16 protein-coding genes are annotated in these 16811 nt (G+C 41.3%); 15 read left to right on the top strand and 1 reads right to left on the bottom strand.

The window, feature by feature from the left end:
• Positions 1-200 precede the first annotated feature (200 nt).
• The 13 genes from gpr to deoC all read left to right on the top strand — a co-directional run bounded on the left by gpr (position 201) and on the right by deoC (position 14883).
• The gene (gpr, locus tag FN960_RS10585) at positions 201-1301 is read left to right on the top strand and encodes a GPR endopeptidase (protein WP_143848673.1); all 1101 of its coding nucleotides are present in this window, start codon (positions 201-203) and stop codon (positions 1299-1301) included.
• A gap of 151 nt (positions 1302-1452) precedes the next feature.
• Positions 1453-2634 (top strand): stage II sporulation protein P, encoded by a 1182-nt coding sequence (locus FN960_RS10580; RefSeq protein WP_143848672.1) that lies wholly within the window; start codon positions 1453-1455, stop codon positions 2632-2634.
• On the top strand, positions 2634-2966 hold the full coding sequence (locus tag FN960_RS10575) for a hypothetical protein (protein WP_143848671.1): 333 nt from the start codon (positions 2634-2636) through the stop codon (positions 2964-2966). Before FN960_RS10580 ends, FN960_RS10575 begins: the two co-directional genes overlap by 1 nt.
• Positions 2967-3082: 116 nt before the next feature.
• Positions 3083-4903 carry a translation elongation factor 4 gene (gene lepA / locus FN960_RS10570; RefSeq protein WP_143848670.1) on the top strand — a complete coding sequence of 607 codons (1821 nt, stop codon included), beginning with the start codon at positions 3083-3085 and terminating at the stop codon, positions 4901-4903.
• Positions 4904-4966: 63 nt separating this feature from the next.
• On the top strand, positions 4967-6133 hold the full coding sequence (gene hemW, locus FN960_RS10565) for a radical SAM family heme chaperone HemW (protein ID WP_143848669.1): 1167 nt from the start codon (positions 4967-4969) through the stop codon (positions 6131-6133).
• A 107-nt stretch (positions 6134-6240) separates the two neighbouring features.
• Complete coding sequence (gene hrcA, locus FN960_RS10560) at positions 6241-7266, top strand: heat-inducible transcriptional repressor HrcA (protein WP_143848668.1); 1026 nt, start codon at positions 6241-6243, stop codon at positions 7264-7266.
• An 88-nt stretch (positions 7267-7354) separates the two neighbouring features.
• Positions 7355-7936, top strand: a complete 582-nt coding sequence (gene grpE, locus FN960_RS10555) for a nucleotide exchange factor GrpE (RefSeq protein WP_143848667.1) — start codon at positions 7355-7357, stop codon at positions 7934-7936.
• Between the two features lie 39 nt (positions 7937-7975).
• Positions 7976-9823: a molecular chaperone DnaK gene (gene dnaK / locus FN960_RS10550; RefSeq protein ID WP_143848666.1), complete on the top strand. Its 1848-nt coding sequence runs from the start codon at positions 7976-7978 to the stop codon at positions 9821-9823.
• A 156-nt stretch (positions 9824-9979) separates the two neighbouring features.
• Positions 9980-11098 (top strand): molecular chaperone DnaJ, encoded by a 1119-nt coding sequence (dnaJ, locus tag FN960_RS10545; protein ID WP_143848665.1) that lies wholly within the window; start codon positions 9980-9982, stop codon positions 11096-11098.
• A gap of 33 nt (positions 11099-11131) precedes the next feature.
• The gene (gene prmA / locus FN960_RS10540) at positions 11132-12082 is read left to right on the top strand and encodes a 50S ribosomal protein L11 methyltransferase (protein WP_143848664.1); all 951 of its coding nucleotides are present in this window, start codon (positions 11132-11134) and stop codon (positions 12080-12082) included.
• Complete coding sequence (locus FN960_RS10535; protein ID WP_143848663.1) at positions 12082-12834, top strand: 16S rRNA (uracil(1498)-N(3))-methyltransferase; 753 nt, start codon at positions 12082-12084, stop codon at positions 12832-12834. The genes prmA and FN960_RS10535 overlap by 1 nt, the downstream gene beginning before the upstream one ends.
• 5 nt (positions 12835-12839) lie before the next feature.
• On the top strand, positions 12840-14186 hold the full coding sequence (gene mtaB / locus FN960_RS10530) for a tRNA (N(6)-L-threonylcarbamoyladenosine(37)-C(2))-methylthiotransferase MtaB (protein WP_143848662.1): 1347 nt from the start codon (positions 12840-12842) through the stop codon (positions 14184-14186).
• 19 nt (positions 14187-14205) lie between these two features.
• The gene (gene deoC / locus FN960_RS10525) at positions 14206-14883 is read left to right on the top strand and encodes a deoxyribose-phosphate aldolase (RefSeq protein WP_143848661.1); all 678 of its coding nucleotides are present in this window, start codon (positions 14206-14208) and stop codon (positions 14881-14883) included.
• 128 nt (positions 14884-15011) lie between these two features.
• Here deoC and FN960_RS10520 read toward each other — a convergent pair whose 3' ends face one another.
• Entirely contained in the window at positions 15012-15950 is a 939-nt protein-coding gene (locus tag FN960_RS10520; RefSeq protein ID WP_143848660.1) for a Na/Pi symporter, read from the bottom strand.
• A gap of 203 nt (positions 15951-16153) precedes the next feature.
• Between FN960_RS10520 and rpsU the strand changes: the two genes are divergently transcribed.
• Positions 16154-16327 (top strand): 30S ribosomal protein S21, encoded by a 174-nt coding sequence (gene rpsU / locus FN960_RS10515; protein ID WP_071312078.1) that lies wholly within the window; start codon positions 16154-16156, stop codon positions 16325-16327.
• A 26-nt stretch (positions 16328-16353) separates the two neighbouring features.
• A complete protein-coding gene (locus FN960_RS10510) occupies positions 16354-16797 on the top strand; it encodes a GatB/YqeY domain-containing protein (protein WP_143848659.1) in 444 nt (147 codons plus the stop codon).
• Positions 16798-16811: the final 14 nt, after the last annotated feature.

The raw sequence follows: 16811 nt of genomic DNA, 5'->3' as shown, positions 1-16811 counted from the left end.
ATAACTAGTTTGGTCAAAGAAGAGCGTCCTTTTACTCACAGTTATCAGCAATTGAAATGCTGTTTTAGATTCACTTGTATAACAACAAGCATTTTATCAAAATCGCTACATAAAAGCAATAGCTCTCTTAGGATTAAGGGTGCATGAAATGTCTGACATGAGGAAGGATATAAGCAAAATAGGTAAAGAGGTGGTAGACAATGAAAAATTTAAATATGGAGCCTTTTGAGGTCCGCACGGATTTGGCAGTTGAGGCTCATGAGCTATATAAAGAGAAGCAGCCAGAATCTGAACCTGCTTCAGGCATTCAAGTTAAAAAAGATGAAATTGATGGCGTGATTGTGACAAGAGTAACAATTGATGAAGAAGCGGCTCCTAAACTAGGGAAAAAGGCTGGCAATTATTTAACCTTTGAATCACAGGGAATTCGAGTAAAGGACACGGATTTGCAGGCGAAGCTTGAGAAGGTATTTGCCTCTTCCTTTCACAGCTTTCTAAAAGAATCGGGTGTGAATGAACAGGACACTTGCCTTGTAATAGGGCTAGGAAACTGGAATGTGACGCCTGATGCACTGGGTCCCATTGCGATTGAAGAGATACTCGTCACTCGGCATTTGTTTGAATTGGCTCCCGAAGAGGTGCAGGATGGCTTTCGCTCGGTCAGTGCCTTAACTCCTGGAGTGATGGGTCTAACAGGTATTGAAACCAGCGATATCTTATTCGGTGTGATCGAAAAGGTCAAACCGGACTTCTTAATTGTGATTGATGCACTTGCTTCAAGATCGGTAGAGCGGGTAAATACGACAATTCAAATTACTGATACAGGTATCCACCCTGGGAGTGGCGTTGGAAACAAGCGTAAAGAGATCAGTAAGGATACATTAGGAATTCCGGTGATTGCGATTGGGATTCCCACGGTTGTAGATGCCGTTACAATCACGAGTGACACAATTGACTATGTATTAAAACACTTTGGAAGAGAGATGAAAACTGGCAATGCTCCTTCTAGAGCTTTAGCTCCTGCGGGCATGACATTTGGGGAGAAGCGGACATTAACCGAGGAAGATCTTCCGGATGAGAAAAAGCGCGAAACCGTTTTAGGTATTGTTGGTACGTTACCTGAACAGGAAAAGCGGCAGCTTATTTCCGAGGTCCTTTCACCGATAGGGCATAATCTTATGGTGACACCTAAAGAGATAGATGTCTTTATTGACGATATGGCCCATGTGTTGGCAGGAGGAATAAATGCCGCCCTGCACAATCAGGTTGATCAATCAAACCTAGGAGCTTACACACGATAAGCCGTATCTTGATTCATCTATTAAAAGAAAGCTCAGTAGCGATTTAATCGTTACTGAGCTTTTTTATGCAGAGACTATCTTAAAACAGTTCTAGCTTGTCTGCCTCGAGAATAGATATCAGTAGCTTGGTATTGGATGTGGGAGTGATAGGATGAGGTCAAGTCATTTTGGGGGAATGACCATTCGGGTCAATCGGACAAGTATTAAACAGCTATTGATCAAATCTGTCGTTGGTGTCATTAGTTTGTTTATTCTAGTGAGTATCTTAACTTCTGTTGGACAAGGTAGAGGGTTGTCCTCTCAGTATATTCATTCTTGGTCTACAGCATTGGCAGGCGAGCAGCTGCTGCAGGTTATGGGTATGGAAAACACACATTTTTCAGCTCCGCTTCCTGTTGAAAACCGTCAAATGAAGCTTGCGCCACTTGCTTTTCAATTAGTAACAAGCTTAAATCCAGAGGATCCGCGAAGCTTTTTGGGGCGCGAGCTACCTGGTTTTGCTTTTTTTGATTCCCAGATTTATATTGCCGGGGAGGGAACGGACTATACAACCCTCTCACACGAGTCAAGTCCACCGATGGATGTTCAATTAGCTGAACAAGAAGCAAAGCAAGAAAGTCTAGAAAAAGTCATTCAGCTTGAAAAAGAAGCGGAAGAGGCTAAACAGCAGCAGGGACAATCCGAACAGAACACTGGCGATAAAAAAGTAGTCTATCTCATTAATACTCATGATACAGAGTCCTTTCTTCCCGAGCTTAATTCAGAAGAAGCATTTAATAATAAAGTAAACATTACACAAACGAGTGAAAAGCTAAGGCAAGAGCTTGAAAGAAGAGGAATTGGTGCTTCACTGGAGGAACGGAGTGTACAGGAGCATTTAAAAAGCAAGGGCTGGAACTACAACAGATCATATGATGCAGCCAGAGATTTTCTTTTGGAAGCTGTAGAAGGGACAAATGACTTTGAATTATTTTTTGATCTGCACAGAGACTCATCAAGTCGTAATAAAACAACAGTTACTATTAATGGCGAGGACTATGCAAGAACGTTTTTTGTAGTCGGGGGGAATAATCCAAATGCCCAATCGAATACAAAGCTCGCTGAGGATTTAAATGAATTATTGGAAGAGCGTTATCCTGGCTTAAGCAGAGGAGTTCTTACCAAAGAGGGTTCAAAAACAAATGGGGTATTTAATCAGGACTTGGCTCCCCAATCCATGTTGATTGAAGTTGGAGGCGTTGAGAATACTTTAGAAGAGACGTATCGGTCCTCAGAGGCTTTAGCGGATGTGATTGCCGAGTATTATTGGTCGTTGCAAGAGGGGGATTCTTGATGGCTAAAAAATGGATGATTCAACTTGGTCTCTTTTTCATCGCTGTTTTGCTTGGTGCAATGTTTGGTATCCAATATATTAATGAACGCATGGACATATCACATCCAGCTCCTCTAGAGCAGACGGCTGCAGATCATATCGTCGCTCCTACACATCCTGAATCAACAAGGGTTGACTTAGTAGCGAAGCAGGAGCAGACAAATGAGGAGAATCATAACTTCTTCTCGGAAGCAGCAATAAGTAGCGCATCTGGCCTAGAGAATGTAAGCCGTGGGATGCTGAATCGATTAATTTATGCAATAGATGTGGGGCTAAATGGAAGAGAAGAATAATGACACCTGAAAAATGAGTGTCCACATTTATAGACTGCGTATTGAATGCTTTCCTACAGGTTGCTATAATAGAAAATAGTGTATTTGTGTACGTAAGCTGTAGGAGTGATTGTAGAATGAATAATGATCAACGGTTAGAAAGGCGATCGAGGATTCGTAACTTCTCGATTATTGCCCATATAGACCATGGGAAATCAACACTTGCTGATCGGATTTTAGAATTGACCGGTGCCCTAACTCATCGCGAAATGAAGGATCAGACACTTGATGCCATGGATTTAGAAAGAGAGCGCGGTATTACGATTAAGCTAAATGCTGTGCAGTTACAATACAAAGCAAAAGATGGGGAAGAGTACATCTTCCATTTAATTGATACACCGGGACATGTCGACTTCACCTATGAAGTGTCGCGTAGTCTTGCCGCCTGTGAAGGAGCTCTTTTGATTGTTGACGCCGCACAGGGGATTGAGGCACAAACGCTTGCAAATGTATATTTAGCCTTAGATAATGATTTAGAGATTCTACCAGTTATAAACAAGATTGATTTGCCAAGTGCTGAACCTGAACGAGTGAAGCAGGAAGTAGAAGATGTTATTGGTCTTGATACTTCCGAGGCTGTACATGCCTCCGCCAAAAATGGAATCGGTATAGAGGAAATTCTGGAGCAGGTTGTAGAAAAAGTACCAGCACCTACTGGTGATCCTGCTGCTCCGTTTAAAGCCCTTATTTTCGATTCACTTTATGATGCCTATCGTGGGGTCGTGGCTTACATTAGAGTGGTGGAAGGAACGATTAAAACCGGCGATCGCATAAAGATGATGGCTACAGGTAAAGAATTTGAAGTAAGTGAAATTGGCGTCTTTACCCCAAAAGTGACAAAGCGGGATGAATTAACGGTTGGAGACGTTGGCTTTTTAACAGCAGCTATCAAAAATGTCGGTGATACACGTGTGGGTGACACCATTACGAGTGCAGATCACCCAACGGACGAGGCGCTACCGGGCTACAGAAAGATGAATCCGATGGTGTATTGTGGTCTGTATCCAGTCGATACGAATGAATACAATGACCTTCGTGAAGCGTTAGAAAGACTTGAGCTTAACGATGCTTCTCTTCAATACGAGCCAGAGACATCACAGGCTCTAGGCTTTGGTTTCCGTTGTGGATTCCTTGGGCTTCTTCATATGGAAATTATCCAAGAGCGTATTGAAAGAGAATTTGGTATTACCCTAATTACAACGGCACCAAGTGTTATTTATAATGTTGAATTAACAAATGGTGAATCCATACAAATTGATAACCCGGCAAACATGCCAGATGCTCAAAAGGTTGAGCGGGTTGAAGAGCCGTATGTTAAAGCAAAAGTGATGGTACCAAATGATTATGTTGGTTCAGTTATGGAGCTTTGTCAGAAGAAGCGTGGTAACTTTATTGACATGCAATACTTAGATGCGAATCGTGTGCAAATTGTCTATGAGATTCCGCTCTCAGAAATTGTGTATGATTTCTTTGATCAGTTAAAATCAAACACAAAAGGCTATGCGTCGTTTGATTACGAATTGATTGGCTATAAAGCATCCAATCTTGTGAAAATGGATATTCTCTTGAATGGTGAAAAAGTAGACGCCCTATCCATTATTGTGCACCGTGAATTTGCATATGAACGTGGAAAGATTATCGTTGAAAAGCTAAAGGAGCTTATTCCTCGTCAGCAATTCGAAGTACCGATTCAGGCAAGTATTGGTCAAAAAATCATTGCGCGTTCAACTATAAAAGCAATGCGTAAGAACGTACTGGCAAAATGTTACGGGGGAGATATCTCTCGTAAGCGTAAATTGCTAGAGAAACAAAAAGAAGGTAAGAAACGCATGAAGGCTGTTGGGAATGTGGAAGTTCCCCAGGAGGCATTTATGGCAGTCTTACGGATGGATGAATAAAAGGAAAAGGCTGGCATATGCCGGCTTTTTACCATGTTAGGAGAAGAAAGGGGGATGGGCAACATGAGTGCAGATGCAATATATGTCCATATTCCTTTTTGTGAGCATATTTGTCATTATTGCGATTTTAATAAGGTGTATCTAAAAAATCAGCCAGTTCAGGCTTATTTAGATGTACTGCTTGATGAGATGAGACAAGAACAGGAGACCAACCCATCTCCGTCTATTCGTACGATTTATATTGGCGGTGGGACACCAACCGCATTAAGCGCAAGTCAGCTTTCTTATCTAGTAGAAGGAATGAAGCAAATCTTTCCGCTTGATCAGCTGGAAGAATGGACCGTTGAAGTGAATCCAGATAGTGCAGAAGCAGATAAACTGAGTGTACTTTTTAACGCTGGGGTCAACAGGCTGAGCATCGGAGTACAGACCTTTGATCATGAGCTTCTTGAAATGATTGGACGTACTCATCGACAGGACAGTGTGTTTGAAGCGATACACACAGCGCGAGAGGTTGGGTTTCAAAATCTATCCATTGATTTGATGTTTGGTTTACCTAAACAAACACCTGAGTCATTTGCTGAGACGCTCCGTCTCGCTTATGGTTTGAATATTGAGCATATCTCTGCGTATTCACTTAAAATTGAAGAAAAAACTGTTTTTTATAACAGGCAGCGCAAAGGCAACCTTCAGTTACCACCAGAAGAACACGAGATTACTATGTATCAGACGCTTCTATCAACCACTAAACAAGCGGGATTAACTCAATATGAAATTAGTAATTTTGCTAAGCTTGGCTATGAAAGCAAGCATAATTTGGTGTATTGGAATAATGAATCGTATTTTGGGTTTGGAGCTGGGGCATCAGGGTATGTAAATGGGGTTAGATATCAGAATATCGGACCAATCAACCGCTATATTCAAGCTGTAAAAGATAAAGAGCTGCCTAGAATTACATCTCATGTGGTCACAGCTAGTGAAAGACTTGAGGAAGCTATGTTTCTTGGATTACGTAAGCGCCAGGGGATAAACCCAGAAGAGTTTCAGGCAAAATATCACTATCGTTTTGAAGAGCTCTACGCTAACCAAATTCAAGATTTAATAACAAGGGGATTGCTGGAGTATCAAGGAACCTCACTGCGATTAACTGACAAAGGTCTGCTTTTAGGTAATGAAGTATTTGAAGCATTTTTAGCGGTGCTTGAGGATGACCAATTATCTCTTAAGTAAATTCTATTTTTCTGGGAGCTTTCATATTGACAAACTCTGACCTATTTGATAACTTATCAATAGAATTAGCACTCGTAATTAGAGAGTGCTAACAGGGGTGATTTGAAATGCTGACAGAGAGACAGTTGTCGATATTACATGCAATTGTTGATGAATATATTCGTTCTGCAGAGCCAATTGGGTCGCGCAGTATCTCAAAACGTCATGATATTTCTTTTAGCCCGGCTACGATTCGTAACGATATGTCTGATCTTGAAGAGCTGGGTTTTTTAGAGAAGCCACACAGTTCGGCTGGAAGAATTCCTTCTCAAAAGGGCTACCGGTTTTATGTAGACCATCTTCTTATGCCTCGACGTTTGACGATGAAAGAGAAAGAAAGTATTCAGTCCGTCTTCTCAACACAAGCTCAGGAGCTTGAGGAGATGTTCAAACAGTCTGCGCGTGTATTGTCGGAAATGACCAGCTACATTTCCATAGTACTTGGTCCTGAGATGGAAGATGCAAGACTTCGCAGCGTGCAAATTGTTCCGCTTTCTTCTGATAAAGCCATTCTCATTCTTGTTAGTTCTACCGGACATGTAGAGAATCAAATGCTGCATTTATCTGAGCATGTCCAGCCCGCTGATCTTGAACGAGTGGTTAATATGATGAACCAAAGATTAATGGGCATTCCTTTGTATAAGCTACAAACAGCTATTCAAACGGAACTGGCTCACCTTATGCGTCAGCATGTAACTGCTTATGATTCTCTATTGGAAAGTTTACAGATTTCACTTTCGATAGAGCGTTCTCATAAAGTTTTCTATAGTGGAAAAACAAATATCCTAAATCAACCTGAATTTAGAGATTTGGATAAAGTTCGACTACTGTATAACTTCTTGGAGGAAGATCAAACCATTCACAAGCTCCTTAGCACACAAAGTTCAGGGCTGCAGGTGAAGATTGGGCATGAGAACAAGCTGGAAGCCTTTGATGACTGCAGTATGATTACAGCTGATTATTCAGTTGGTGACCAGCATGTAGGAACCATCGGCATTATTGGTCCAACTCGAATGGAGTATCAGCGTGTAATTAATGTAGTTGACTATTTATCAAAGGATTTGACCAAGCTATTGACGAGTTTGTATCGTTAAGTTTCTTATTCGGAATTGTGACTAAAGTATTGTGCTTTTGCTTTAGTCAGCAATACATAGCATATTTCTTTTGGAGGTGAAAGTAACAATGAAAAAAGAGCAAGAGGAACATGTTGATCAAGAAGAAAAAGAAGCAGTAGAGCAGGAAGATCAGCAGGAACAAGAAATGGCAGATGTCATGGAAGGCCATGCGGTGGATAAGCAGGATGAAGCGGATGAACAATCGGAGGAAGCTGCACATAAGGCTGAAATTGCTGATTTAAATAATCGACTGTTACGTGTTCAAGCAGACTATGATAACTTCCGCAGAAGATCCCGTGAGGAAAAGGAATCAGCGGCCAAATATAGAGCTCAGGGCTTTGTAGAGGAGTTACTTCCTGCGCTTGATAATTTTGAGCGTGCCCTATCGGTGAAACCAGAGGGGGATGAAGCCAAATCATTGGCTCAAGGCCTGAATATGGTTTATAACCAGTTACAGGAGGCGCTTAAGAAAGAAGGCGTCACAGTAATTGAGACAGTTGGAGAGACCTTTGATCCGCATCTGCATCAAGCTGTGATGCAAGTGGAGGAAGAAGGGTTTGAATCCAATCAAATCGTGGAAGAATTGCAAAAAGGTTATAAGCTAAAGGATCGTGTCCTACGACCTTCAATGGTAAAAGTAAACGCATAAGACCACAAAAAAAGATGAAATTTAGGAGGCGGATTCCGTATGAGTAAAATTATTGGTATTGACTTAGGAACAACGAATTCATGTGTCGCAGTAATGGAGGGGGGAGAGGCTACTGTTATCCCTAACCCTGAGGGTAACCGTACAACTCCATCTGTTATTGCATTTAAAGATGGAGAAAGACTTGTTGGAGAAGTAGCAAAGCGTCAAGCTGTAACTAACCCAAATACGGTTATTTCTATTAAGCGTCATATGGGTACAGATTATAAAGAAACCATTGAAGGCACTGAGTTCACACCTCAAGAGCTTTCTGCGATTATCCTTCAGAAGCTTAAAGCTGATGCTGAAGCATACTTAGGTGAAACTGTTACAAATGCAGTGATCACAGTTCCAGCTTATTTCAATGACTCTCAGCGTCAAGCAACAAAGGATGCTGGTAAAATTGCTGGTCTTCAAGTAGATCGTATTGTAAATGAGCCTACTGCAGCTGCTCTTGCATACGGACTTGAAAAAGAAGAAGATCAAACAATCCTAGTTTATGACCTGGGCGGCGGTACATTTGACGTATCTATCCTTGAGCTTGGTGACGGATTCTTCGAGGTTAAAGCTACATCTGGAGACAACAAACTAGGTGGAGATGATTTTGATGAAGTCATCATCAAATATCTTGTTGAACAATTCAAGAAAGAAAATGGTATTGATCTTTCACAAGATAAAATGGCGATGCAACGTCTTAAAGACGCAGCTGAAAAAGCGAAAAAGGATTTGTCAGGTGTCACTCAATCTCAAATCTCTCTTCCTTTTATCACAGCTGATTCTACAGGACCAAAACACTTGGAAATTAGCTTAAGCCGCGCGAAATTTGAAGAGCTTTCTTCTGATCTTGTAGAGCGTACGCTTGGACCAACTCGTCGTGCAATGCAGGATGCAGGTCTATCTGCTGGTGAAATTGATAAAGTTGTATTAGTTGGTGGTTCTACACGTATTCCAGCTGTACAAGAAGAAATCAAAAAGCTAACTGGTAAAGACCCTCACAAAGGAGTTAACCCAGATGAAGTAGTAGCACTTGGTGCGGCGATTCAAGCAGGAGTATTAACTGGAGATGTTAAAGACGTTGTATTACTTGACGTAACTCCATTATCTCTTGGAATTGAAACAATGGGTGGAGTGTTCACGAAGCTAATTGATCGCAACACAACCATTCCAACTTCTAAATCACAAGTATTCTCTACAGCAGCTGATAACCAGCCATCTGTGGATATCCATGTGCTTCAGGGTGAGCGTGAAATGGCAGCTCACAACAAAACATTAGGTCGTTTCCAATTGTCTGATATTCCACCAGCACCACGTGGCGTTCCGCAAATCGAAGTATCGTTTGATATCGATGCGAACGGTATTGTTAACGTAAAAGCAAAAGACATGGGCACTAGTAAGGAGCAATCTATTACCATTACATCTTCATCAGGTCTTTCTGACGAAGAAGTAGAACAAATGGTGAAGGATGCTGAAGCGAACGCTGAAGAAGATAAAAAGCGTCGTGAAGAGGTTGAACTTCGTAACGAAGCAGATCAGCTTGTATTCTCAACAGACAAAACGCTTAAAGATTTAGGTGACAATGTTGAGCAAGAAGAAAAAGACAAAGCGGAAGCTGCAAAAGAGAAATTAAAAGCAGCTATTGAAGCTGATAATCTTGATGAGATTCGTACAGCTAAAGATGAGCTTCAAGAGATCGTTATGGCCCTTACAACAAAAATGTATGAGCAGGCAGCACAAGCGGCACAAGCCTCACAAGAGGGTGGCGCTGAGCAAGCTGAAGCGAATGACGATAATGTTGTTGATGCTGAGTATGAGGATGTAACAGATGAGGATCAGAACAAAAAAGACAACTAAGTAATACAAGAGAAAAGTCCGTACGAAAAAGTCAAAGTCAGAACAGATGACTTTGACTTTTTCTTTGAGTATGGGCATCTTGCGCCTTTTAGCATAGAAATGATATGATGAACGTTATGAGAAATAGCGTATTTTTTATGAGCGGGAGTGGATGACGTGAGTAAACGAGATTACTATGAAGTGCTCGGGGTTGACCAAAACGCATCTGTTGATGAGGTAAAAAAAGCTTACCGAAAACTGGCAAGAACCTATCACCCTGATGTAAATAAAGAGGCTGACGCAGAAGCCAAATTTAAGGAAGTAAAAGAAGCGTATGATGTATTAAGTGATCCTCAGAGAAAAGCTCAATATGATCAATTTGGCCACACGGATCCGAACCAAGGGTTTGGAGGCGGAGGTGCTGGAGGAGACTTTGGCGGCTTTAATGATATCTTTGATATGTTCTTTGGAGGCGGCGGTGGACGAAGAAATCCAAATGGCCCACGTCAGGGAGCCGATTTACAATATACAATGACATTAGAATTTAAAGAGGCTGTTTTTGGCAAGGATACGGAAATCGAAATTCCTCGTGAAGAAACATGTAACACCTGTTCTGGTTCTGGTGCAAAACCTGGTACGAAGCCAGAAACTTGCTCTCACTGTCAAGGGTCAGGTCAATTAAATGTGGAACAGAACACACCATTCGGTCGTGTTGTAAATCGTAGAGTATGTAATCATTGTGAAGGTACAGGTAAAATGATTAAAGAAAAATGCTCTACGTGCTCTGGAAAAGGGAAAGTCAGAAAGCGTAAAAAAATCAGTGTGAAAGTTCCAGCTGGTATCGACCATGGTCAACAAATGCGTGTGTCTGGTCAAGGGGAAGCTGGCGCTAACGGTGGCCCTGCTGGCGATCTGTACGTGGTTTTTAACGTAAAATCACATGAGTTCTTTGAACGTGATGGCGAGGATATTTATTGTGAAATGCCATTAACCTTCACCCAAGTGGCACTAGGAGATGAAATTGAGGTTCCTACATTAACTGGGAAAATCAAATTAAAAATTCCTGCTGGTACGCAAACAGGGACTAACTTCAGACTACGTGGAAAAGGTGTGCCTAATGTTCATGGTCGTGGTCAAGGGGATCAACATGTGAAAGTTCGTGTTGTTACACCGAAGAACTTAAGTGAGAAAGAGAAAGACATCATGCGAGAATTTGCCGAAACACATGGCGGCCATACAATTGAGGAGCAAGATTCGTTCTTCTCAAAAGTAAAGCGAGCATTTAAAGGCGAATAACGTTCGCAATAAATCTTCAGGAGTGATTGAAACTTGAAATGGGCGGAGTTTAGTATTCACACAACACAAGCTGCGGTTGAACCAGTATGCCATATTCTTCACCAATCAGGAGCAAGCGGCGTTGTTATTGAAGACCCTTCTGATTTAGTGAAGGAATGGAGTAAAGAATTTGGTACAGTTTATGAACTGTCTCCAGACGACTATCCAGAAGAAGGAGTTATTGTGAAGGCCTATTTTCCGGTCAATAGCTTCTTAAATGAAACAATTGAAGAAACAAAGGGCGAGATTAATGGGTTAACAGCTCATCACATCGACTTAGGCAGAAATCAGGTCAGTGTTTCAGAGGTGGATGAAGAGGACTGGGCAACAGCTTGGAAGAAATACTATCATCCTATTAAAGTTTCTAATCGACTTACGATCATTCCGACTTGGGAAGAGTATACACCTAATGAAGAAGAGATGATTATTGAATTGGATCCGGGAATGGCTTTTGGCACTGGAACGCATCCAACAACTATCCTTTCAATCCAAGCACTTGAGAAATCAATTAAATCAGAGGATCGTGTCCTAGATGTAGGCACGGGCTCTGGTGTGCTTGCGATTGCTGCAGCAAAGCTTGGAGCCTCATCAGTCGATGCATTTGATCTGGATGATGTGGCCGTAACAAGTGCCATTGGCAATGTGGAGCTGAATCAATCCGTTTCCATTATTAACGTTCGTCAAAATGACTTGGTTCAAGGTGTACAAGCTGATTCGTACCAAGTAGTTGTGGCGAATATTTTAGCAGAAGTTATTACCTCTTTTGCCCACGATGTATATCGTATCTTGCAACAAGGTGGAACATACATCACATCCGGCATTATTAAACGAAAGAAGCAGGATGTAAAGGATGCGTTAACAGAGGCGGGTTTTGTGCTTAAAGAAGTGACTGAAATGGATGATTGGGTGGCTATCATTGCGGAAAAACCGAGGTATGACGCCTAATGCAGCGCTATTTTGTTTCTAATCAGCAAATGACTGAGAACCAAGTAATCATTTTAGGTGAAGATGCTACACATATTAAGAAAGTGATGCGTATGCAAACGGGACATACTATTGTGTGCATTAATCAGAATCAACGTGCAGTACTATGCGTTCTTGATTCAATTGATAATACAGGGGTAAGGGCAACCGTAGTGGAAGAGCTGACTGAGAAGACAGAGCTTCCAATTGCGGTGACGATTGCACAAGGATTGCCAAAGTCAGATAAACTTGAATGGATTGTCCAAAAAGGTACGGAACTTGGAGCCACAGGTTTTTTGCCTTTTTCTGCGAGTCGTTCTGTAGTGAAATGGGATCAAAAGAAAAGCGAAAAAAAAAGAGAGCGATTGGAGAAAATTGCAAAAGAAGCTGCCGAGCAATCGTATCGCCTGAACATCCCTCAGATACATGATTCGGCCAATGAAAAAGCGGTGATTGACTTGATTGCTCACCATACGGCTAGTATAGTACTAGCTGAGGAGCAAGCAAAAAACGGAGAGACGTCTCAGTTCTCTAAGGTTCTTTCCTCTTTAACGGAGGGGGATTCATTGCTTGTCATTGTTGGTCCTGAGGGCGGTTTAAGTGAATCTGAAGTAGATCATTTCCAAGAAGCGGGAGCTATCCCATGCGGTCTTGGACCACGTATTTTACGTACTGAAACAGCCTCTCTTGCAACACTTGCGGCTATTTCATACCAATTTGAATTAATGAGGTGAAGAATATGGCAACCGTCGCGTTTCATACCTTAGGCTGTAAAGTAAACCACTATGAAACAGAGGCCATATGGCAATTATTTAAGAATGAAAATTATCAAAAAGTTGATTTTGAACAAACCTCTGATGTGTATGTGATAAACACATGTACCGTTACAAATACAGGTGACAAAAAAAGCAGGCAGGTTATTCGTAGAGCGATACGTAAGAATCCAGATGCTGTCATTTGCGTAACGGGGTGTTATGCACAAACATCACCAGCTGAAATCATGGCGATCCCAGGAGTAGATATCGTTGTTGGTACTCAGGATCGTTCAAAAATGCTTGGATATATTGAACAGTTTAAAAAAGAACGTGAGCCAATTAATGGTGTTGGAAACATCATGAAATCTCGTGTCTATGAAGAGCTGGATGTTCCAGCGTTCACAGATCGAACAAGAGCCTCCCTAAAAATTCAAGAGGGGTGTAATAACTTCTGTACCTTCTGTATCATTCCGTGGGCACGTGGGTTAATGCGGTCTAGACAGCCTGAAGATGTTATAAAACAAGCACATCAGCTAGTTGAAGCAGGGTATAAAGAAATCGTCTTAACAGGTATTCATACAGGTGGATACGGGGAGGATTTAAAAGATTATAGCTTAGCTCGCCTTCTGCTAGATTTAGAGCAGGTGGATGATCTAAAACGAATTCGAATTTCATCTATCGAAGCCAGTCAGCTGACAGATGAAGTCATTTCGGTAATTAATGATTCACAAAAAGTTGTTCGCCATCTTCATATTCCGCTTCAATCGGGCTCGGATACTGTACTCAAACGAATGAGACGCAAATATACGATGAGCTTTTTTGCTGAGCGATTAGAGCGCTTGAAAGAGGCATTACCAGGATTAGCTGTCACTTCTGATGTTATTGTTGGCTTCCCTGGTGAAACCGAAGAAGAATTTCAAGAAACCTATGATTTTATTGCCCATCATAAGTTTAGCGAGCTACATGTTTTTCCTTATTCAAAACGCACAGGAACACCAGCTGCAAGAATGGAAGATCAGGTCGATGAATCCATAAAAAATACTCGTGTTCATAAGCTAATTGAGCTATCTAATCAGTTGGCTAAGGAATATTCATCAAGATTCGATCATGAAGTACTTGAAATGATTCCAGAAGAAGTCGATCAAGAGAATCCTGACATGCTAGTTGGTTATACAGATAATTATCTACGTGTAAAAGCTCGTTTAAGTGAAGATTTAATTGGACAAATCGTAAAAGTAAAACTAACGAAGCCTGGTTATCCTTTGAATGAAGCCGATTTTGTCCGTGTAATGAATGAGGAAGTATTGGAGCAAGCAGCGGTAAACTATTAGAAGACATGGAGGACTACTTATGACGCAACAGAAAATAGCAGCAATGATAGATCATACAGCATTAAAAGCCAATACAACGGAAAAAGAAATTCGCACACTTTGTGAGGAAGCGTTAGAGCACTCATTTGCTTCTGTATGCGTGAATCCAACCTGGGTTCCTCTTGCAGCTAGTTTGCTTCAGAAATCAATACAGGTGAAGGTTTGCACGGTGATTGGTTTTCCATTAGGAGCTAATTCAACAGAAGTAAAGGCTTTTGAAACAACGGATGCTATTAATAACGGTGCAGATGAAATCGATATGGTTATTAATGTGGCTTTATTAAAGGCAGGCAATCATCAAGCATTTGAGCAGGACGTTAAAGCAGTTGTTGATGCTGCGAGTGGTAAAGCGTTAGTAAAGGTTATTATTGAAACCTGCTTATTAACTGATGAAGAGAAGCGAGTGGCCTGTGAGCTGGCTGTGAAAGCAGGAGCAGATTTTGTTAAAACGTCTACCGGCTTCTCAACAGGTGGAGCCACGGTCGAAGATATTCAATTAATGCGTGAAACAGTTGGTCCAAGCATTGGTGTGAAAGCCTCTGGTGGTGTGCGTAGTCTTGAGGATGCCGAGAAGATGATTAAAGCGGGAGCTACACGTATTGGTGCTAGCTCAGGAGTAGCAATCATGAAAGGCCTTCAAGGAGAAAGCAGCTATTAATATTATACTAAAAGAGTAATAAACTCGGCTGAGTTTATTACTCTTTTTTTTAGATAAGCGGAACTAAGCCAACAGTACGTAACATTTAGGAGGACACTAAAAATGAAGCTTTGAGAAGATCACTCTTTTTACTTTGCTACCATACGCCCATGCAACATCTCAATTAAGGCAATAAATGGTCTAACAAAGGGAAGTAATAAGACCGAACAAACAACGTTGAATATAACACTAGCATGTGCAAGCTGGGTCGCTGGATCAAAGGTTAGTAACCTTGAGATGAGCGCTAGTCCATCAATAAGTGGCAAAAACAACAAAGCGCCAAAGACATTTAGCCAAATATTCGCATAAGCCACTTGTTTAGCAGCGGAACTAGTTCCAATACTCGCTAGAAGCGCAGTTAAACAAGTTCCGATATTTGAGCCAATCATAATCGTAATCGCAGTAGGTAGACTAATGATGTGTTCTGATAAAAATCCCATAGCAAGTGCGATACAGGCTGTACTTGATTGAATAATAGCTGCAAGGATAGCTCCAATGCTCATGCCATAAATAGAATGAGACGAAGCCCACTTAATGATATCTTCCGAAGCAGTGAACGATGAAACAGGCTCAGCTAATGAGGATAACCCACTCATTGATAAGAATAAACATCCAAGTCCTACTCCTAAGCAACCGAGTGAATAACACGTTGCATTCTTAAAAAGCAGAAGAACGACACCAAGAAGGACAATCCATAGAGCATAGGAACCGATTTGAAACGTGATTAGTTCAGCTGTGACGGTTGTACCAATATTTGCGCCTAAAATGACTCCAATAGTGTGAGAGAATGGCATAAGTCGTGCAGCGACTAGTCCAACTAGCATCACCATTACTGCCGAGCTACTTTGCAAAAGGGCAGTAATAAGCATGCCAGCAAGCATTCCTTTCCAAGCTGAATCAGTTAACTGGGAAAGAAGCATTTGAAGTCTCTCTTGTGCCATTTGGAATAGTCCGTGCCTCATGACAATTAAACCAAACATAAATATCGCTAAAAATGCAGCGAATCGCGTGAATAAATCTGCAAACATGTTCTCACCTCTGTACCATATCTATGGACAAGAGGTTGGTTTCATGTATTATGATTTTAATTAGGATAAAAGCACATATTTACAAATAAGGGTTGCTGAAATATTGTTGACCGATTATAATCAAATATATTATAATAGCTAAAGACGTGTTTAATGCATTAAGCCGTCTTGAGCTTGGTTGTTTTCGGAGGGAGGGAAATATTATGGCAGAAACTCGTGTTCGCAAGAACGAATCGATTGATGCTGCACTTCGTCGCTTTAAGAAGTCTATCTCTAAAGAGGGAACGTTGGCTGAGGTTAAAAAGCGTAAGCACTACGAAAAGCCTAGTGTGAAACGTAAAAAGAAATCTGAAGCCGCTAGAAAACGTAAATTCTAATAGGTTTCTTGAAAGGGTGAACCCACCTGAGTCTTCTTGATCGGTTAAACCAGGATATGAAGCTGGCGATGAAAAACAAAAACAAAGTTGAACTTTCTGTGATTAGAATGGTTAAAGCATCTATTCAGAATGAGCAGATTAAAGCCGGGCGAGAATTATCAGATGAAGATCATCTAACGGTGCTGAATCGTGAGCTTAAACAGCGTAAGGATTCCCTCCATGAGTTTGAGCAGGCTGGTCGAGATGACCTGGTAGAGCGTCAGCGTGAAGAGATAGAGGTACTTCATACGTATATGCCCGAACAGCTCAGTGAAGAAGAAGTGCGCAAACTAGTTGCGGAAACAATTGATGAAACCGGTGCCCAAAAGAAATCGGATATGGGAAAGGTTATGTCTGCTATCATGCCTAAAGTAAAAGGTAAAGCAGATGGGTCAGTTGTAAATCGACTTGTTCAGGAACTTTTATCATAACTAGCGAATTCAAA

It is taken from the genome of Alkalicoccobacillus porphyridii (assembly GCF_007293315.1).
Classification (GTDB): domain Bacteria; phylum Bacillota; class Bacilli; order Bacillales; family Bacillaceae_D; genus Alkalicoccobacillus; species Alkalicoccobacillus porphyridii.
Note: the sequence above shows the minus strand (reverse complement) of the source record. Positions and strands in the feature narration are given on the sequence as shown.